The organism is Stagnihabitans lacustris (genome assembly GCF_025950525.1).
In the GTDB taxonomy this organism is placed as follows: domain Bacteria; phylum Pseudomonadota; class Alphaproteobacteria; order Rhodobacterales; family Rhodobacteraceae; genus Stagnihabitans.
In genome coordinates this window covers 375,006-393,429 of record NZ_JAPDGS010000002.1, presented here as the reverse complement: position 1 = coordinate 393,429, position 18,424 = coordinate 375,006, and the positions used below count along the sequence as shown (strand labels likewise).

20 protein-coding genes are annotated in these 18,424 nt (G+C 65.3%); 12 read left to right on the top strand and 8 right to left on the bottom strand.

The window, feature by feature from the left end; genetic code table 11:
* The gene (locus NX862_RS06500) at nucleotides 1-909 is read left to right on the top strand and encodes an OmpA family protein (RefSeq protein WP_264493070.1); all 909 of its coding nucleotides are present in this window, start codon (nucleotides 1-3) and stop codon (nucleotides 907-909) included.
* Nucleotides 910-963: 54 nt separating this feature from the next.
* Here NX862_RS06500 and NX862_RS06495 read toward each other — a convergent pair whose 3' ends face one another.
* From NX862_RS06495 to NX862_RS06480, 4 genes are all read right to left on the bottom strand, one after another.
* Nucleotides 964-1,869 carry a LysR family transcriptional regulator gene (locus NX862_RS06495; RefSeq protein WP_264493069.1) on the bottom strand — a complete coding sequence of 302 codons (906 nt, stop codon included), beginning with the start codon at nucleotides 1,867-1,869 and terminating at the stop codon, nucleotides 964-966.
* A gap of 258 nt (nucleotides 1,870-2,127) precedes the next feature.
* Nucleotides 2,128-2,478, bottom strand: a complete 351-nt coding sequence (locus NX862_RS06490) for a hypothetical protein (RefSeq protein WP_264493068.1) — start codon at nucleotides 2,476-2,478, stop codon at nucleotides 2,128-2,130.
* Between the two features lie 29 nt (nucleotides 2,479-2,507).
* Entirely contained in the window at nucleotides 2,508-3,281 is a 774-nt protein-coding gene (locus NX862_RS06485) for a DUF6478 family protein (RefSeq protein ID WP_264493067.1), read from the bottom strand.
* Nucleotides 3,282-3,353: 72 nt separating this feature from the next.
* Entirely contained in the window at nucleotides 3,354-3,950 is a 597-nt protein-coding gene (locus NX862_RS06480) for a cation transport ATPase (RefSeq protein ID WP_264493066.1), read from the bottom strand.
* Nucleotides 3,951-4,081: 131 nt separating this feature from the next.
* Between NX862_RS06480 and NX862_RS06475 the strand changes: the two genes are divergently transcribed.
* The 3 genes from NX862_RS06475 (at nucleotide 4,082) to NX862_RS06465 (ending at nucleotide 7,203) form a co-directional block, all read left to right on the top strand.
* The gene (locus tag NX862_RS06475) at nucleotides 4,082-4,981 is read left to right on the top strand and encodes a CPBP family glutamic-type intramembrane protease (protein ID WP_264493065.1); all 900 of its coding nucleotides are present in this window, start codon (nucleotides 4,082-4,084) and stop codon (nucleotides 4,979-4,981) included.
* Between the two features lie 63 nt (nucleotides 4,982-5,044).
* Complete coding sequence (gene accD / locus NX862_RS06470) at nucleotides 5,045-5,941, top strand: acetyl-CoA carboxylase, carboxyltransferase subunit beta (RefSeq protein ID WP_264493064.1); 897 nt, start codon at nucleotides 5,045-5,047, stop codon at nucleotides 5,939-5,941.
* On the top strand, nucleotides 5,938-7,203 hold the full coding sequence (locus tag NX862_RS06465; protein WP_264493063.1) for a bifunctional folylpolyglutamate synthase/dihydrofolate synthase: 1,266 nt from the start codon (nucleotides 5,938-5,940) through the stop codon (nucleotides 7,201-7,203). The genes accD and NX862_RS06465 overlap by 4 nt, the downstream gene beginning before the upstream one ends.
* 95 nt (nucleotides 7,204-7,298) lie before the next feature.
* On the opposite strand, the gene NX862_RS06460 is transcribed toward NX862_RS06465, so the two are convergent.
* Complete coding sequence (locus NX862_RS06460; RefSeq protein WP_264493062.1) at nucleotides 7,299-9,227, bottom strand: lytic transglycosylase domain-containing protein; 1,929 nt, start codon at nucleotides 9,225-9,227, stop codon at nucleotides 7,299-7,301.
* 144 nt (nucleotides 9,228-9,371) lie between these two features.
* On the opposite strand from NX862_RS06460, the gene dapA reads away from it, so the two are divergent.
* From dapA to NX862_RS06440, 4 genes are all read left to right on the top strand, one after another.
* Nucleotides 9,372-10,244, top strand: coding sequence for a 4-hydroxy-tetrahydrodipicolinate synthase (gene dapA, locus NX862_RS06455; RefSeq protein ID WP_264493061.1), 873 nt, complete (start codon nucleotides 9,372-9,374; stop codon nucleotides 10,242-10,244).
* Nucleotides 10,241-11,083: a DMT family transporter gene (locus NX862_RS06450; RefSeq protein ID WP_264493060.1), complete on the top strand. Its 843-nt coding sequence runs from the start codon at nucleotides 10,241-10,243 to the stop codon at nucleotides 11,081-11,083. The genes dapA and NX862_RS06450 overlap by 4 nt, the downstream gene beginning before the upstream one ends.
* Nucleotides 11,084-11,312: 229 nt before the next feature.
* On the top strand, nucleotides 11,313-11,897 hold the full coding sequence (locus tag NX862_RS06445; RefSeq protein WP_264493059.1) for a Hint domain-containing protein: 585 nt from the start codon (nucleotides 11,313-11,315) through the stop codon (nucleotides 11,895-11,897).
* A gap of 98 nt (nucleotides 11,898-11,995) precedes the next feature.
* On the top strand, nucleotides 11,996-12,280 hold the full coding sequence (locus NX862_RS06440) for a hypothetical protein (protein ID WP_264493058.1): 285 nt from the start codon (nucleotides 11,996-11,998) through the stop codon (nucleotides 12,278-12,280).
* A gap of 24 nt (nucleotides 12,281-12,304) precedes the next feature.
* Here the strand turns inward: NX862_RS06440 and NX862_RS06435 are convergent, their stop codons facing one another.
* On the bottom strand, nucleotides 12,305-12,745 hold the full coding sequence (locus tag NX862_RS06435; RefSeq protein ID WP_264493057.1) for a potassium channel family protein: 441 nt from the start codon (nucleotides 12,743-12,745) through the stop codon (nucleotides 12,305-12,307).
* A gap of 51 nt (nucleotides 12,746-12,796) precedes the next feature.
* Here NX862_RS06435 and smpB point away from each other — a divergent pair, with 51 nt between their 5' ends.
* The 4 genes from smpB to NX862_RS06415 all read left to right on the top strand — a co-directional run bounded on the left by smpB (nucleotide 12,797) and on the right by NX862_RS06415 (nucleotide 16,905).
* Nucleotides 12,797-13,276, top strand: a complete 480-nt coding sequence (smpB, locus tag NX862_RS06430; protein ID WP_264493056.1) for an SsrA-binding protein SmpB — start codon at nucleotides 12,797-12,799, stop codon at nucleotides 13,274-13,276.
* Nucleotides 13,277-13,346: 70 nt separating this feature from the next.
* Nucleotides 13,347-14,774, top strand: a complete 1,428-nt coding sequence (locus NX862_RS06425) for a globin-coupled sensor protein (RefSeq protein ID WP_264493055.1) — start codon at nucleotides 13,347-13,349, stop codon at nucleotides 14,772-14,774.
* A 92-nt stretch (nucleotides 14,775-14,866) separates the two neighbouring features.
* A complete protein-coding gene (gene sseA, locus NX862_RS06420; RefSeq protein WP_264493054.1) occupies nucleotides 14,867-15,724 on the top strand; it encodes a 3-mercaptopyruvate sulfurtransferase in 858 nt (285 codons plus the stop codon).
* Nucleotides 15,725-15,732: 8 nt separating this feature from the next.
* Nucleotides 15,733-16,905, top strand: coding sequence for an amino acid aminotransferase (locus NX862_RS06415; RefSeq protein ID WP_264493053.1), 1,173 nt, complete (start codon nucleotides 15,733-15,735; stop codon nucleotides 16,903-16,905).
* Here NX862_RS06415 and NX862_RS06410 read toward each other — a convergent pair.
* Complete coding sequence (locus NX862_RS06410; RefSeq protein ID WP_264493052.1) at nucleotides 16,902-17,258, bottom strand: 4a-hydroxytetrahydrobiopterin dehydratase; 357 nt, start codon at nucleotides 17,256-17,258, stop codon at nucleotides 16,902-16,904. The genes NX862_RS06415 and NX862_RS06410 overlap by 4 nt on opposite strands.
* Nucleotides 17,255-18,412 carry a GNAT family N-acetyltransferase gene (locus tag NX862_RS06405; protein ID WP_264493051.1) on the bottom strand — a complete coding sequence of 386 codons (1,158 nt, stop codon included), beginning with the start codon at nucleotides 18,410-18,412 and terminating at the stop codon, nucleotides 17,255-17,257. The genes NX862_RS06410 and NX862_RS06405 overlap by 4 nt, the downstream gene beginning before the upstream one ends.
* Nucleotides 18,413-18,424: the final 12 nt, after the last annotated feature.

Below are 18,424 nucleotides of genomic sequence, written 5' to 3'. Positions count from 1 at the left end.
GTGAGACGACCGCTTTTTGCCCTTTGCCTTCTGGCCAGCCCCGCCGGGGCCGCGCCCCTGCTGGAGATGCCCGCGCTGGCCTCCGAGATCGGCGGGCGCGGCGAAAGCCCCTCCTCCTTGCGCCTGCCCGAGGGCCCTTATGACGAGGGGATGATCGCGCTGCGCGAGGTCAAGGGCACGGTGGAACAGCGCGCCTACCGGCTTCAGGGCCGCCTGACCACCTTGCAATTATACGAACCCTTGGCCGCGCAGATCGCGGCGCAGGGCTATGATCTTGTGTTTTCCTGCCAGGCCGATGCCTGCGGCGGTTTTGACTTCCGCTATGGGATGGAGGTCCTGCCCGAACCCCAGATGCATGTCGACCTGGGCGACTACCGCTATCTGCTGGCCGAAAAGCCCGGGGGCAAAGAGGTCATCGCGCTTCTGGTCTCACGCACGGCGGATCTGGGGTTCGTGCAAGTGTCCAGCGTGTCGCCCGTGACGGCGCGGCCCTTGACGATCACCACGCCCAAGGCGCCAGAGCCAGAGCCCGCCAAGGGCTTTGACGCGGCCTTTGCGACGCGAGGGGCGCAGGTGCTGGAAGACCTGGTCTTTGCTTCGGGCTCGGGCGCGCTGGAGCCTGCCGATTACGCCTCGTTGCGCGACCTGGCGGCGTGGTTGATCGCCAATCCGGATCGCAAGGTGACGCTGGTCGGCCATACCGATGCCTCGGGGGCCTTGGCGCCGAATGTGGCGCTGTCGAAAAAGCGGGCGGGATCGGTGCGGGCGGCGCTGATCGCCCTGGGGGCTGCGGGCGGCCAGATCGACGCGCAAGGCGCGGGGTATCTGGCGCCAAGGGCCGACAATGACAGCCCCGAGGGCAGGACGCGCAACCGCCGCGTCGAGGTCATGTTGACCCCGGTGCCCTGAACGCAAAGGCGCCCCGGGCTTGACCCGGGGCGCCTTTGGTCTTGTGACAAGGTGTCACCAGTTGTCGGGACCTTTTTCCAAAAAGCGCCGCGCCAGGAAGTCGATGAAGGCGCGCACCTTGGGCTGGGTAAACCGGCCCGGCGGATAGACGGCATAGATGCCTTGCACTTCGGTCGGCAGGCCCGGGATGGCCTCTTCGACCTGACCCTGACGCATGGCGTCGGAATACAGGAACGAGGGCAGATAGGCGATCCCCAGACCCGACACGGCGGCATTGAGCAGCGATTGACCGTCATTGACCGTCAACCAGCCCGCAGTTCGAATTTGCCGCTTTTCGCCCGAGGGCGCGATGACTTTCCATACATTGCCATTGGCCTGGTTGGAATAGTGCAACAGCTTGTGGTCGTTCAGATCGTCGATCTTCAGCGGCCGGCCGAATTTCTGGAAATAGCCCGGCGCGCCGATCATCTTTTTCGTCGTCTCGGCCAGCTTGCGGGCACGAAGGGAGCTGTCCTCCAGCTCTCCGACCCGGATCGCCATGTCGAAGCCTTCGGAAATCAGTTCCACATAGCGGTTGTTCAGCACCATGTTGACGGTGATATCGGGGTATTCCAGCAGGAAATCCCCCAAGATCGGCGACAGAAGGTTGACGCCGAAGTCGGTCGCCACGCTGATGCGCAACAGCCCCGAGGGCGCCGATTGCATCGAAGTGACCAGCGCATCCGCCTCGCCTGCATCGTTCAGCACGCGGCGGGCGCGGTCGTAATAGGCAAGTCCGATCTCGGTCGGCGAGACGCGGCGTGTGGTGCGGTTCAAGAGCCTTGCCCCAAGGCGGGCTTCAAGGGCCGACACATGCTTGGACACGGCGGATTTGGAAATCCCCATCTTCTTGGCCGCATCCGTGAAGCCGCCTTGGTCCACGACCGTGGCAAAGGCTTCCATTTCCGTTAGTCGATCCATTGTTACCCCCAGGCGATCAGTCGGAGTGATGCTGCAGGATTGATCCCGGATTGGGGCAAGATCGCGGCAGGTCAAAGACACTTCCGGGGTATTCTGGGGGATCGTTTGCGGCGGGGAAACATTTCGCCGCCGTCTTGGTTATGGAAGGGTTAACGCCCGCAGGTCAAAGGCGTGGTGGGTCACGGGCAAAGCGGCGTAGCCCGGGGCCCCGCCCAGACCCGTTGGATACCCCGGGCGACGCCGCGCAACCAGACCGCCCTAGACCGCGGTTTCGACGCAATGGCGGCGGAAGGCGCGTTTCAGCATGTCGAGTTCGGCGCGCAGAAGGTCGATCTCGGCGCGCAGGTCGTCTTCCATCGCCACGCCGGTGATGATGGTGAAATGGGTCAGAACCTCGCTGCCCTGCGCGATCACAAAGGTCTGGACCCCGTCATTCAGCACCGCGGCGGGGATCGGCACGCAGACTTCGTGGCCGCCCTCGCAAGGCACCACGGTGACGCCCTCGATCCGGGCGCCCAGAAGCGTGACCTCCAGCCCCTCGGCCGGGCCGGTCAGGACCCCTTGCCAGACGCCCTCGCGGATGCGGGTCTTGGTCAGCGTGGCTTGCATCTGTTCTCCGCTTTACAAATCGGTCGTGTTTACAATTCCGCGCGGGGCCGGCGCGACAAGGTGACATCTCGCAAGATCACCTGGTTCATCTCGGGGCCCTCAAAGATCAGATCGACCCACAGCTTTTCGACCCGCTTTTCGTTGATCTTGGAATAAGCCAGGTCGAATTCCACCATGACCTCTTCTTCGGCCAAGGGCAGTTCGCGCACGATCTGTTCGACATTCGGCCCATGCTTGATGTTCAGCCGGGCAAAAATCTCCAGCGGCTTTTCCATCTCGACGATGACATCAAGCCGGATCATGTGGCGCAGTTTCAGGCCGCGGGCGGCCTCTTCGGGCAGGTCCAGCACCAGCGACAGGAAAGAGCCGTCAAAGCGGAACACATCCATCCGAAAGCCAAAGGGCGCGATGTCGCTTTCGCGGGTGTTGCGGATCTGGCGGATCGTCAGTTCCGACCGGCGGCAGTCGTGAAAGATCGTCGTGCCCTCGCCCACCGGGGCACGCGCCGGAACCGAGGCCATGCCCGGAAGCGCCAGCGGACCGCGCCACAGTTCGGGCCGCCAGGACCAGTCGGTCCCCAGGGGCTTGCGCATCGCGCTGGACCCGATCAGCGGCAGCGCCATGCGGAACTCTGCTGCGTGAATCACCCGGTCCAGATGGCGCCGCAAGGCCCGCGCCCAATGGGTCAACCGCGACAGCGTCGCCAAATCGGTCTCGATGGCCAATTCGCCATAAGAGGTCCAGCGCTTCAGCCCGCGCCGAAACAGCAACCGATCCACCAGACTGATACGGCGCTTTGCCATCTGCCCCCGCTATTGTCCCCAAATGGGAAACGATTCTCTTCTTGCCGGAAAATGCTTAAGGTTCCAACCCCTTTAAGGGATCGCAGGCCTTGCGGGCGGGGCGTGGTCGGGATTGCGGCGCTCCAGCAATTCGACGGTTTCCAGCACCAGTTTGAACCCCTGCTCCGGCGTCAAAGGCGCCCCCGGCGCGCCCGAGGCCGAGATCGTCACCAGCCGCCCCCTGATCCCCGAGATGGCGCGCCAGTAATCCCCCGCCTCTTGGTCGGTCAGCCGCAGGAAAAGCGAGCCCTCGCCCACCTTGGCTTCGGTGACAACGACATGGGCCGCCACCCCGTCGCGTGCCAAAAGCTTGCGCCCCGGGGTCGAGGTGAAGAATTGCGCCAGGGTCTCGGGGCCGGCGGCCAGGACGCCGGCCGATCCGGGCTCGCCCAGGGTCATCGACAGCAGCGCCGCGGCGACCTGGCCGCCTGCGGTGCAACGGCCGATCAGCACGACCACCGCTTCGCCGCGGTCGACCGAGGCATCGGGGTCGATGCAATAGCCGCGGGGGGCCGCGACCGTCACCGTCTTGTCCAGGATCTTCAGCTCGCGCAGGCCGATGCCCGGCAGGGGCGGCAAGGACAGCTGGCAGGCGGCAAGGAGCAGGGGCAGGGCCAGAAAGGGGCGCATGTCGGGTCCGGGATTGTGCCTGACAGCGATAGACCGCGCCCGGGGTGGGGGGCAAGGGGCAAGAGGGCGCCGCGGTTGCACCCCCGGCCTCGCGGGGGTAGGCTAAGGGCGCCTTTGCCCATGGAACCCAGATGTCCGACCCCCTGCCCGATCATGTGGCGGCCTATGCGCCGCTGACGGCCTATGCCGCGCCGGCCCGGGCCACGGCAGAGCCTTGGCGGCTGTTGGCCGTTCTGGTCCTGTGGGTGATCTTGCAAGACCTGGCCCATGTCCTGCTGACCGAGGCGGTGCGGGCCTGGTATGGGCCGGTCTTTGGCATGGTGGCGCTGGCCAACCTGACCTATGGCGTGACGCCGCTGGGCGTGACCGGAAGCCTGTGGCTGTCGCTGCCGATGGGGGGCGCCTTTCTGTTGGCGCTGGCCTTGGTGACGGGGCGCGGCCTGCCAAGCCTTCTGGGCCCCCTTGCACGGTTGCCCCGCGACCTTGCGGCGGGCTTCGCGCCGCTTGGCCTTGTGGGGCTGGCGCTGTTCATCCTGCCCGCCGATCCCGCGCTGACGCCAGGGCAGGACCCCGCAACGGTGCTGGCCTGGGCGCCCCTGGCCCTGCCCGGCATGGTGGTCACGGCCGCGGCCTCCGAGATGATCTTTCGCGGGTTCCTGCAGCAGCAGTTGGCGGCGCGGTGGCAGGCCTCTTGGGTCTGGATGGGCCTGCCTGCCGCGCTGTTCGCGCTGTTGCAGGGCGCGCCCGCGGCGGTGGGCGATCTGGCGGCGCTGTCGATCCTGTGGAGCCTCGCCTTCTCGGCCGCCTGTGCCGATCTGACGGCGCGAACCGGAGGCCTTGGCGCGGCCATCGGCCTGCAGGCGGCGATGCTGGCGCAGGGGATCTTCCTGGTCGGGCTGAAGGGGCCGATGAACGGTCTGGCGCTGCAAACGCTGGACCTGGGGGCGGCCTCGGCGCTGCCCTGGCTGGGTCTGGATTTCCTGATGCTGGCCGTCGGATGGCTTTCTGCGCGGCTGGCACTTAGGGTCTGATTGCTTTTCCCGGGCGCAGGGCTTATTTCGGGGCCAGCAGAATGACCGAAAAGGCCAGCCTTCATGAACTGGATCACCAATTACGTCCGCCCGAAGATCAACTCGCTCTTCTCGCGGCGCGAAACGCCCGACAATCTGTGGACCAAGTGCCCGGAATGTGGGACGATGCTGTTCCATCGCGAACTGGCGGACAATCTGAACGTTTGCAGCAATTGCGATCACCATATGGCGATCAGCCCGCGGGAACGGTTCACGGCGCTGTTCGATGGCGGGATTTTCACCGAGGTGAAGGTGCCCGAGCCCATCGTGGACCCGCTGCATTTCCGCGACCAGAAGAAATACCCCGACCGGCTGAAGGCCGCGCAAAAGGCCAGCGGCGAGCGTGAGGCGATGTTGGTCGCCGAGGGCGAGATCAACCGCACCCCCATCGTCGCCGTGGCCCAAGACTTCAGCTTTATGGCCGGGTCGATGGGGATGTTCGTCGGCAACGCGATGGTGGCGGCGGCTCAGGCGGCGGTCAAACACAAGCGGCCTTTGGTCGTGTTCACCGCAGCCGGGGGCGCGCGGATGCAAGAGGGCATCCTCTCCCTGATGCAGATGCCCCGCACGACCGTCGCGGTGCAGATGGTCCGTGAGGCGCGGCTGCCCTATATCACCGTCTTGACCCATCCGACGACCGGGGGCGTGACGGCCTCTTATGCCATGTTGGGCGATGTCCAGATGGCCGAGCCCAATGCGCTGATCTGCTTTGCCGGCCCCCGCGTCATCGAACAAACCATCCGCGAGAAACTGCCCGAAGGCTTTCAGCGCGCCGAATACCTGTTGGACCACGGCATGTTGGACCGCGTGACCCATCGCCGCGACATGAAGGATGAACTTGTCACCATCCTGCGCATGTTGACGGGCCAACCGCCCGCCATCAAGGGCGAGCTTGTGGCGCCTCCTGCGGCCGCAAAATGAGTTCGGATGCGATCCTGGCCCGGATGACGGCCTTCCACCCCAAGATCATCGACCTGACGATGGACCGGGTCGAACGGCTTTTGGCCGCCATGGGCAACCCGGAGCGGTCCTTGCCCCCGGTGATCCATATCGCCGGGACCAATGGCAAGGGGTCGACCCAGGCCATGATCCGCGCGGGGCTGGAGGCGGATGGCAAGGCGGTCCATGCCTATACCTCACCGCATCTGGCCTGGTTCCATGAACGCATCCGGCTGGCCGGCGCGCTGATCACCGAAGACGCGCTGACCGCGCTGCTGGACGAATGCATGGCGCTGAATGGCGAAGGGTCGATCACGTTCTTCGAGATCACCACCTGCGCGGCGTTTTTGGCCTTTTCCCGGGTGCCTGCGGATTACACGCTGTTGGAGGTGGGTCTGGGCGGGCGGTTGGATGCGACCAATGTGGTGACGCGTCCGGCGCTGTCGATCATCACCCCGGTGTCGATCGACCATCAGCAATATCTGGGCGAAACGCTGCCCGAGATCGCCTTTGAAAAGGCCGGCATCATCAAGCGGGGCGTGCCGGTGATCATCGGGCCGCAGACCGACGAGGGGCTTGCGGTCATCGAGGCGCGGGCCATGCGGCTGGGCGCGCCGGTGCTGGCCTTTGGTCAGCATTGGCATGTCCATGAGGAACATGGCCGCATGGTGTTTCAGGATGACAACGGGCTTCTGGACCTGCCCTTGCCGAACCTGCCCGGGCCGCATCAGGTGCAAAATGCCGGCGCGGCGCTGATGGCTTTGCGGTCGTTGGGCGCCAGTCCTGCGGCCTGTGAGGCGGCGGTGACGCGCGCCTTTTGGCCCGCCCGGATGCAGCGGTTGAAGTCTGGCCCCCTGGTCGATCTGGCCCCTCGGGTGGAATTGTGGCTGGACGGCGGGCACAATCCGGCAGGAGGGCAGGCCGTGGCCTCGACCCTGGCGCGGATGACACGGCGGCCGACGCATATGATCTGCGGCATGATCAACACCAAGGATGTCCGCGGTTATATGGAGCCCCTGGCGCCGGTCGCCGAGACCCTGCGCGCGGTCTCCATCCCCGGCGAGGCGAACACGCTGCCTGCCGAAGTGACCTGCGAGGCCGCGCGGGCGGCCGGGATCAAGGCGACGGTCTCGGGCTCGGTCGCCGAGGCTTTGAGCGAGATTGCGGCCGTGGAACCCGGCGCGCGGGTCCTGATCTGTGGGTCGCTGTATCTGGCGGGGACGGTCCTGCGCGAGAACGGGTAGCTTTCGCGGAAAGCGCCGGGGGCTGTCTGCCCCCGGACCCCCGAGAGATATTTGAGTCAGTATGAAAGGGGGGGGCGGTCTTTTGGTGCCGCGCCTTATCTCCCGGTGAGTTCCGTGGTGATGCGGACCGGGCCGGACGCGCCTTTCAGTTTGGCGCGGTAGATCACCACGCCTTCGGTGACGCGCATCACATAGGTGCGGGTTTCGGTGAAGGGGATGGTCTCTACCCAATCCACCACATCGACCGAGGGGCTGCGCGGGTCGCCAAAGGCCTCGATCCAGGCGGCGGGGCGGCGGGGGCCGGCGTTGTATCCGCTGGCAATCAGCGCGACCGAGGGGCCGAATTGATCCGCCATCTCGCGCAGATAGGCCGCGCCGATTTGCACGTTATAGGCCGGGTCAGATCCCAGTTTGCTTTCGGAATGGGGGATGCCGATGTCCTTGGCGACCTTGGCCCCCGTGGTGGGCAGGACCTGCATCAGGCCGAGCGCGCCGGCGGAAGACCGGGCGCGGGGGTCGAACTCGCTTTCGCGGCGCGCGATGGCGAGGGCGAGGGCGCGGCTGACCCTCAACTGGTCGGGCACCATGTCGGGGATGGGGAAATAGGCGCCGGGCAGGATCGTGCCTCGTTCGGCCGCGGCCTTGGCCAGCAGGACGGCGCTGCGGTAGTGGCCGTCTTTCAGCGACATGGCGGCGAGCGCGCCCAGTTGCGCATCAGACAGGCTTTCGGCCATGTGCAACAGAAAGCGGGCCGACAGCTGGTCGTTGCCGGCACTTGCCAGAAGGCGAGCGGCCTGCAGGACGGTTGATCCCGACAGCGCCTGCCAGTCGCCCGGTGGCGGGGCGTTCGAGACCAGCGCCTTGTCCAGCGAAAGCCCCAGTTTCTCGGCCGCCAGAAGCCCGTAATACGAGGTCTGGTGCCGGGCGGCCTCCTGATAGCTGGCCTTGGCCTTGGGGTCGCCCATCGCCTCTTGCGCCCTTGCCATCCAGTAATAGCCGCGGGCCTTGGTGATCGCGGTGCCGGCCTGGGTCAGGTGCTGGAAATGCGTCAGGGCGCGGGCCGGGTCGCCCAGTTTGCGCAAGGCTATGAAGCCCGCCAGGAATTCCAGATCGGCGCGGTCCTCCAGCGCGGTTAGCTGGTGCGAGGCCGCGACCCGGTAGGCGGTCTTGGGGTCATTGTTGCGGATCAGCCAGCGGGTCAGGCTGGCGCGCTTGTCGGCCCAGGCCTTGGGGTCGCCCAAGGCGCGGGCCGAGGTTGACCGCTCCAGGATCAGGGTCGCGGCATCGGCATAGCTGTCGTGCCGCATCCGATACAGGAAGCGGTCGAAGGCCAGGCCCGGATCTTGCGCTTGCGGAGCGGGGATGGCTTTGACCAGGGCCGTGACGCCCTCCCGGTCGGCGCGCAGGGCGATGCGGGCGCGGGCCAGGGCCTGCCAGCCCGGCGAGACGAGGTCCAGCATCCGCGCGGCCTCGGCGGCACGGTCGCCCGCCCAGAGCAGGCGATCCAGCCGCAGGTCATGGGCGACCTGCAGCGCGGGGCCATGGGCGGCAAGCGCCGCCGCCTGATCCTCGGCGGTGAATTCCAGGTCGATCCAGGCGCGGGTCATGACCTCATCCGCCTGGGTCTTTTGCCCCTTGGCTTGCAGGGCGGCGGCCAGGGCCAGGGCACCTTTGGCAGTCGCGGGGGCTTGGGCGCCGAAATAGGCGATGACGCGGTCGGGGGTAGAGGACCGGGCCACCGCCGCCTCGCCCTTTTCCCGCAGCAGGGGAAGGCCGGGCCAATCGGGATGGCGGGCGAGGAAGGCCTCATAGTCGCCCAACTTGCCGTCGCCCGCGCGCAGGCGTTGCCATTCGATGATCGTGGCGGCGGTCGTGCCCTGAACCGCGGCGGCGGCGGGCCAGTCCTTGGCATCGGCCAGCCTTTGGGCTGCGGCCAACGCCGAGGCCTCGTCAGCCCTTGCGGATGACAGAGAGAGGATCGCGGCAAGCGCCACGGCGGAGAAGATCGGAATGATGCGGGTCATAGGGGGAACCTGCCCCAAGCGGCTCCGGGCCACAACTGGATTTCCCGTGAACAGCCGCGCTTGGCAAGAGCCCGCCGGACCGTTAAGGAAGGCGCACTTGTTCCGCGGCCCGAATCCGGCCCAGATCCCAAAGGAGACGTTACCATGTTCAAAGGGTCCTTCCCTGCCTTGGTCACGCCGTTCAAGAACGGCGCCCTGGATCTGGACGCGCTGAAACACCTGGTCGAATGGCATATCGAACAGGGCACGCATGGCCTTGTGCCGGTGGGCACGACCGGGGAAAGCCCGACCCTGTCCCATGAAGAGCATCGCCAGGTGGTCGAAGAGGTCATCAAGGCCGTCCGTGGCCGCATCCAGGTCATCGCCGGCGCCGGGTCGAACAACACCGCCGAGGGGATCGGCCTGATCCGCCATGCCGAGGCCGTGGGCGCCGATGCGGCCCTGGTCGTGACGCCCTATTACAACAAGCCGACCCAGGCCGGGTTGATCGCGCATTTCACCGCGCTGCATGACGCCTGCACTTTGCCGATCGTGATCTATAACATCCCCGGCCGGTCGGTGGTTGACATGACGCCCGAGACGATGGGCGTTCTGGCGCGTCTGCCGCGGATCATCGGCGTCAAGGATGCCACCGGCAAGATCGAGCGGGTCAGCCAGCAGCGTGCCGCCTGTGGCCGCGACTTCATCCAGCTTTCGGGCGAGGATGCGACCGCTTTGGGCTTTAACGCGCATGGCGGGGTGGGCTGCATCTCGGTCACGGCGAATGTCGCGCCGAAGCTTTGTGCCGCGTTCCAGGAAGCGACGCTGAAGGGTGATTACGCCAAGGCGCTGGAGTATCAGGACCGTCTGATGCCGCTGCATGAGGCGATCTTTATCGAGCCGGGCTTGGCGGGGGCGAAATATGGCCTCTCGCTGTTGGGCAAATGCAGCGAAGAGGTGCGTTTGCCGCTGGTCGGCCTGACCGATGGCACCAAAGCCAAGATCCGCGCGGCGATGGAGTTCGCGGGCATCCTGTGACCCCCAATCTGCGGGGCGCGTGCTGGATGATGGCCTCGATGGCGGGTTTCGCCATCGAGGACGCCTTTCTGAAAACGGCGGCGGGGTCGGTGCCTTTGGGGCAGATCCTGTTGACCGAGGGGCTGGCCGGGATGGCGGTCTTTGCTTTGCTGGCCCTGCGGCGCGGCGAGGCGCCCTTGCCGCGCACGGTGCTGACGCGGACCATGGCGATCAGGTCGGCCTTTGAAATCACCGGGCGGCTGTTTTACGCGCTGGCGATTGCGCTGACGCCTTTGTCATCGACCTCTGCCATCCTGCAGGCGACGCCCTTGATCGTGGTGCCGGCGGCAGCGGTGCTGTTTGGCGAAAGGGTCGGGGCGTTTCGCTGGGCGCTGACCGGGATCGGGTTCCTGGCCGTGCTGGCGATCATCCGCCCGGGCGGAGAGGCCTTTACGCCGCTGTCTTTGCTGGCCGTCGTGGGGATGCTGGGCTTTGCCGGGCGTGACCTTGCGACACGGGCCGCGCCCTTGGGCCTGTCCAATGCGCAACTGGGGACGGCGGGGTTCGGCGTCTTGGCCATGGCGGGGGTGGTCCTGTCCTTCTGGACCGGGTTCAAACCCATCGCGACCCCCGGCCTGATCCTGGGCGCCATCGTCTTTGGCGTCGCGGGTTACGGCGCGCTGACCACCGCCATGCGCACCGGAGAGGTCGCCGCCGTCACCCCCTTTCGCTATTCCCGCCTTGTCTTTGCCCTGATCCTGTCCGTCCTGGCCTTTGGCGAACATCCTGATGCCATGACTTTGGCCGGATCGGCCGTCATCGTCGCCTGCGGCATCGCCCTGCTGACGCGCAGGGGATAGGCGCGAATCGTCTGATTCGAGCCCCGGGCAGCGCCCCGATTGTGCTTAATGACATGCTAATCTGTGGACCCTTCCGACAGGCCGTAAAGGCTTCGGGCGGGATTGTGGTGTTCGTGTGGACAAAGCCGCGATGATGTCGCCGCTGCGTCGAAATAAAGGCAAGATTCAGGAGTGGATTGGGCACTGGGAAGCGGGGGCGCCACAGAGGTTAAAACCGGAGGACAAGCCCATGTTCATGAAAGATTTCACCAAGCTGGCCGATGTCTGCGAGATCGTGCCGCCCATGGTTGCCACCGAAGCACCGGTCCTGACCGGGCTGATGGCGGGCACAAGGGTCGAGACCGAAAGGGGCTGGCAGGATGTCACCGCCCTGAACCGCGGCGACCGGATCTATACGCTGGACGGAGGTCTGGCGCGCATCCTTGGCCTTGATCGGCGCACGGCGCAGGTTCAGGCTTGGCATCTGCCGGGCGGCTATCTGGACGCCTGTTCCGACCTGTGCCTGTTGCCGCGCCAGCCGCTTTTGGTGTCCACGCTGGATGATCCGCAGATCGGTGCCGCTCCCTTTGTGCTGATCCCCTCCGAGGCGCTGTCCGTGCTGCCTTTCGTCACAAGGCGCGCCCTGACCGAAGAGATCATCACCCCGCTTTTTGCCGACGAAGAGGTGGTTTTCGCCAATTCCGGCGTCATGCTGCGCTGTCCCGGCGTGATCGAGGGCACCGGTCCCCTGATGATGGACAGCTTCTTTCCGACGCTGGACCTGAACGAGGCCCGCGCCTTTCTGATCCGCCGCGAGGCCCGGCTTTGGGGGTAAGGGATGCGGCGGGGGCCCGGTCGGGTTGCTGCACCCAACCCGACCGACATATCCCCTTGCGCCGCCATTCTGGCGCGGGGAAAGCAAAAGAGCCCGATTTGCGCATCCCTTTGCGTGCCGCAGCCCTGGCCTTGACCGCAGGGCCCGCCCTGTCTGCCGGCCTGTCGCTGGAGTTCAAAGAAATCCTGACCGCCCATGACGGCAGCCAATGGGTCGATGTGGCGCAAATCGACGACGGTGGCGCCAGCGGCCTTGGCTCCACCGGGCCGGGTTATGGTCTGCAGTTCGGCGCCCGGACCCAGGCCTTTTGCCAGACCCGGCCGGGGTTTGCCGCCTGTGGCTGCTTGTCCTTGGGGTTCCCTGTTTCAACACGGACCGCCTGATCCGCGGCCCGGCCCGCCTTGGTGCTAGCCCCGGCGTTTCTGTTCAACCTGGCCCAGGCGGATTTGCCGGAAGGCCTCGATCAACAGCGCGGTCAGAAGGCCGAAGTTCAGCAACCCGTTCGCCGCCTCCATCCCCGCCAAAAGCCGCCATTCCGGCGCGGGGACGATGTCGCCCAGGCCCAGCGTCGTATAGGCCACCAACGAGAAATACAAAGCCTCCTCCAGCGTCGGAAAGGCGCCAAGCGCGTCCAGTGCCACGGCCCAGATCCAGGTGCCCGCCGTGATCACCCCCAGCACCCAAAGCGAGACGCCAACCAGAAGCGCCACCAGTTTCGGCCGGTGCGGCTCGCGCATCAGCCAGGGGTGAAGCGACACGAAGATGACCTCCAGAACCATGGCCGCGACGGCAGCCATAAGGATGTTGACGAGAAGCAACCCGGTTCCGACGGCGATCTGGACGAACATGGCTCCCCCTTGCTGGACTTCTGCGGCCGCCTCACTTATCTGAGGACGATCATGGTAGAGAAGTCCGACCCCAATTCCAAACTGATCGCGGAAAATCGCCGCGCAAGGTTCGATTACCATATCGAAGACGATCTGGAAGCGGGCATCATGCTTCTGGGGTCCGAAGTCAAAAGCCTGCGCCAAGGCGGGTCGAACATCGCCGAAAGCTATGCCTCAGTCGAACATGGCGAATTGTGGCTGATCAACAGCTATATCGCGCCCTATCTGCAGGCCAAGACCTGGGGCCACGAGGAACGCCGTCACCGCAAGCTGTTGGTTTCGCGCAAGCAATTGGCGCGGCTTCATGCGGCCGTCGGGCGCGAGGGGATGACCATCGTCCCCCTGCGGCTGTATTTCAACGACCGCGGCATGGTGAAGCTGAAACTTGGGATAGCTAAGGGGAAAAAGCTGGCCGACAAGCGCGAGACCAGCGCGAAACGCGATTGGGACCGGCAAAAAGCCCGGCTTTTAAAGCAAAATACCCGCGACTGAGGGTTTGTTAAGGCTTGCTGGCTAGCCTGACGGAAGGACCGCGAATCCGCACCTTCAAGGGGCTTTACCAGTGACCGACATCGACCGTTCCCCTCTGGCCAGCAGGCTGTCGTTTTATGGGATAGACCCGAACTCCAAGGACTTCGCCACGATTGCCACCGCAATCGGCAAGTATGGCGATCGGGCTTTGGATGACTTTTATGTGAAAGTCGCCGCCACACCGGAAACGGCCCGTCACTTCTCGTCAAAGGCGGGGATGGACAGGGCGCACAAGGCCCAGTTGCAACACTGGCAACGCATGTTTGCCGGCGGTTTGGGTCCGGCCTATCTGGAGGCCTCCAAGCGCATTGGCGATGTCCATGCCCGCATCGGGCTGGAGCCAAAGTGGTATGTCGGCGGCTATGCCAATATCCTGGCCCAGGTGGTCGAAGGAATCCTGACCTCGGGGATGGGCAAATTCTCGCCCCGCCGCAAGGCAGAGGCCCGGATGCTTGGCACGCTGATCAAGGTGGCGCTGATGGACATGGACATGGTCATCACCCGCTATTTCGAGGTGGACGAGGAAAGCCGCCGCGACGTGATCGAACGGATCGGTTCGGCCCTGTCGGGCCTGTCGAATGGCGATCTGACCGCGGCCCTTCTGCCCCTGCCCGAAGCGTTCGGCCAGATCGAGCGCGATTTCCGCCAGACCCTGTCGCGGCTGTCGACCACGATGGGCGCGATCCTGGAAGGCTCGTCGCAGATCACATCGACCGCGTCAGAAATTCGCGCGGCTTCGGATGATCTGGCCAAGCGGTCCGAACAACAGGCCGCCAGCCTGGAGGAAAGCGCCGCCGCGATGGACGAGCTGACCCATGCGATTTCGGCCACGACGACGGCGATGCGGTCGCTGAACGACTCGGTTCGCCGCACGCGTGAGGCGGCGGAGGGCGGCGGCCAGGTCGTCACACAAGCGATGGAGGCCATGAGCCAGATCGAACGCGGCTCGGGCGAGATTGCCAAGATCATCGGCATCATCGACGACATCGCCTTTCAGACCAACCTTCTGGCGCTGAACGCGGGCGTCGAGGCGGCGCGGGTGGGCGAACATGGCCGCGGCTTTGCGGTGGTGGCCAACGAGGTGCGGTCTTTGGCGCAAAGCTCGGCCCAGGCGGCCGAACAGATCAAGGCGCTGATCAAGAAAAGCGTGACCCAGGTGGAAACCGGGGTGAAACTGGTGAACGACGTGGGCGATGCCTTGCACGATATCGTGCAGCAGGTGACGGCCACCAGCACTGTCGCCGTGCAGATCACCGAAACCTCGGCCGCGCAGGATGCCAACCTGCGCCAGATCAACATGGCGATCAACGAGATGAACGAAAGCACCCAGCGCAACGCCGCCATGGTGGAACAGTCCAACGCCGCCGCCCATAACATGGCCGAAGAGGCGGCAAGGGTCTCTGCCGCGGTCAATCACTTCAAGGTGCGCGAGAAGCGTCAGGTCTGGCAGGCGGCATAGTGTAAAAGCAGGGGCAGGCGCCAAGCCGCGCTTGCCCTTCCGCCCGCCGGGCGTTAGGTCGGAACCGTTCCCTTGCAGGAGCCTGACCCGCGATGACCGACGATCCCAAGACGCTTGTTTCGACCGACTGGCTGGCCGCCCATATCAAGGACCCCGATCTGCGGGTCCTGGATGCGTCCTGGTATCTGCCGGGCTCGGGTCGCGACGCCAAGGCCGAATATGCTGCAGGCCATATCCCCGGCGCGCGGTTCTTCGACATCGACGACATCAGCGACAGCCGGTCGAACCTGCCCCACATGGCCCCCCCGCCCGAGAAGTTCATCTCGCGGCTGCGCGCCATGGGTGTCGGCGATGGCCATCAGGTCGTGGTCTATGACGGACAGGGGCTGTTTTCGGCGGCGCGGGTCTGGTGGACCTTTCGGCTGATGGGCAAGACCGACATCGCGGTTCTGGACGGCGGCCTTCCGAAATGGCAGGCCGAGGGCCGCGAGATCGAGGATATGCCCCCCGTCGTCAAGGACCGCCACATGACCATCAGCCGGCAAAGCCAGTTGGTCCGGGATGTGACGCAGGTGGCCCATTCGGCCAAGCTGGGCGAGGCGGTGATCGTCGATGCCCGCTCCGCAGCGCGTTTCGAAGGCACGGCGCCCGAGCCCCGCGCCGGCCTGCGCGGGGGCCATATCCCCGGCGCGCGCAATGTGCCCTATACCGCCGTGTTGAACGGCGACGGCACGATGAAGGCCCCCGCCGACCTTCGCGCTGTGTTCGAAGCCGCCGGGGTCGACCTGAAAAAACCGGTGATCACCTCTTGCGGCTCTGGCGTCACAGCGGCGGTTCTGTCGCTGGCGCTTGAACGCATGGGGCACCGCAACCATTCGCTCTATGACGGCTCTTGGTCCGAATGGGGCATGTATGACGACCTGGCCGTCGAAAAAGGCCCGGCACGATAGGAGCGCCCATGCTTGAAGCCCTGAATCCCCAGCCGCAGGACAAGATCCTGCAACTGATCGCTTTGTATCGCGAGGACAAGCGTCCCACCAAGATCGACCTTGGCGTCGGCGTCTACAAGGATGCGACCGGCCTGACCCCGGTGATGCGCGCCGTGAAGGCCGCCGAGAAAAAGCTCTGGGAGGTCGAAACCACCAAGACCTATACCGGCCTCGCCGGTGAACCCGCCTATAACGCCGCCCTGGTCAAGATGATCCTTGGGGAAACCGACCGCGCGGCCTCGGTCGCGACCCCGGGCGGCACGGGCGCGATCCGTCAGGCTTTGGAGCTGGTCAAGCTGGCGACGCCCGGTGCGACGGTCTGGCTTTCAGCGCCGACCTGGCCGAACCATCCCTCGATCATCAAGTTCCTTGGCATGAAGATGGCCGAGTATCGCTATTTCGATGCCGCCACCTGCGGCGTCGATTTCGCGGGCATGAAAGAGGACCTGGCCAAGGTCGCCCCCGGTGACGTCGTGCTTCTGCATGGCTGCTGCCACAACCCGACCGGCGCCAACCTGACCGCGCCCCAGTGGGCCGAGACCGTGGCGATCCTGCAAGACCGCCAAGCGGTCCCCTTCGTCGACCTCGCCTATCAGGGCTTTGGCGACGGGCTGGAAGAAGACGCCGCCGCCACCCGCCTGATCGCCGAAAGCTTCCCCGAGGTCTTGATCGCGGCCTCCTGCTCCAAGAACTTCGGCATCTATCGTGAGCGGACCGGCATCCTGATTGCGCTCACGACCCCGGACCGCAAGGCCGTGGTGCAGGGCAACCTTAACTTCCTGAATCGGCAGAACTTCTCTTTCCCGCCCGACCACGGCGCGCGTCTTGTGACGATGATCCTGGAGGATGCGGCCCTGACCGCCGATTGGAAGGCGGAACTGGAAGAGGTCCGCCTTAACATGCTGACGCTGCGTCAGACGCTGGCCGACACGCTGCGCCAGCTGACCAACTCGGATCGTTATGACTTTGTGGCGACCCATCGGGGCATGTTCTCACGCCTTGGCCTGACCGAGGCGCAGGTTTTGCGCCTGCGCGAAGAGCATGCGATCTATATGGTGGGCGACAGCCGGATCAACATCGCCGGGCTGAACGCCCAGACGGTGCCGATCCTGGCCGCGGCCATCGTGGCGGTCGGCGGCTAAAGCGTTCCGCCGCCGCACAGGCAGACAATCGGCTGCCCATGATCGCGCTGGATCACCGTATCCGGCGCGATTTTGTCCATCTTGCGGGCCAGGTCGATGTCCAGATCCGAGAGCCCGTTGCAATCATGCGTGGTCAGGGTCACATCGACCACGTTATAGACATTGCGCCATTCGGGGTGGTGGTTCAGCTTTTCGGCCATCAGGGCCACACGGGACATGAAGCCCCAGGCCTCGACGAAGCTTTTGAATTTCCATATCTTTCGGATCGCATCACGACCCTCGACGGCGGCCCAGCCGGTTTCGCCCAATGCGGGAAGGGCCTCGGCCCGGACCTCTTCGGACAAGGGTGTCATTCGGTTTCCTCCCTGCGGTCTTTGCGAAACGGTCCGTAATCGGTCAGGACCTCGATTTCCTCATCCACGGCGGCGCGTTCCTGCTGCAGGTATCGCGCCACCGCGCCGCGGAGTCCGGGATCAGCGATCCAATGCAAACTATGCACCGGCGTCGGCAGATAGCCGCGCGCCAGCTTGTGTTCGCCCTGCGCCCCGGCCTCGACCCTTTGCAGACCATGCGATATCGCCCAGTCGATCGCCTGATAATAGCACAGTTCGAAATGCAGGCACGACAGGTTTTCCGTGCAGCCCCAATAGCGGCCGAAAAGCGTCTGCCGCCCGATAAAGTTCAAGGCGCCCGCCACAGGACGGTCGCCCGCATAGGCCAGCACCAAAAGCACATCATCGGCCATGGTCTCGTGGATCTCGTCGAAAAAGCCGCGTTTCAGATAGGGCGTCCCCCATTTCCGGCTGCCGGTGTCCTGGTAAAACACCCACATCGCATCCCAATGTTCGGGGCGCAGATCGGCCCCGGTCAGGGCACGGATCGTCAGGCCATGGGAGTGCGCCGCCTCACGTTCCTTGCGGATCATCTTGCGTTTGCGCGACGACAGGTCGGCCAGGAAGCCGTCGAAATCCGCGTAACCCCGGTTTTCCCAGTGGAATTGCTGGGTGACGCGGTGCAGGACCTGGGGGCCCGTCAGCGCCTCGGCCTCTTCGCCGGTGCAAAAGGTGACATGGAGCGAGGACAGCCCATTGTCCCGCGTGATGCCGATGGCGGCTTCCATCAACAGGCCGCGCAAGGCCGGGTCGCCCAGAAATCGCTTGCCCGTGGCAGGCGTGAAGGGGACGGCGGATTGCAGTTTCGGGTAATACTGGCCGCCCGCGCGCTCATAGGCCTCGGCCCAGCCGAAGTCGAAGATATACTCGCCCTGGGAATGGGATTTCACATACAACGGCATGGCGGCGACGGGCTTGCCATCTTCGCGGACCACCAAAGGCCGGGTCGTCCAGCCCGAGCCCTTGCCGGTCGACCGGGAGCGGTCCAGCGCCGCCAGAAACCGATGGGTGGTAAAGGGGTCAAGCGCGCGCCCGCCCTCGGGATTGGCCATATGGTCCCAATCCGCGGCGGAGATTTCCGCCATGCCCTCCAGAAGTGCGATCTCATAGGCCATGGGGATAGGATG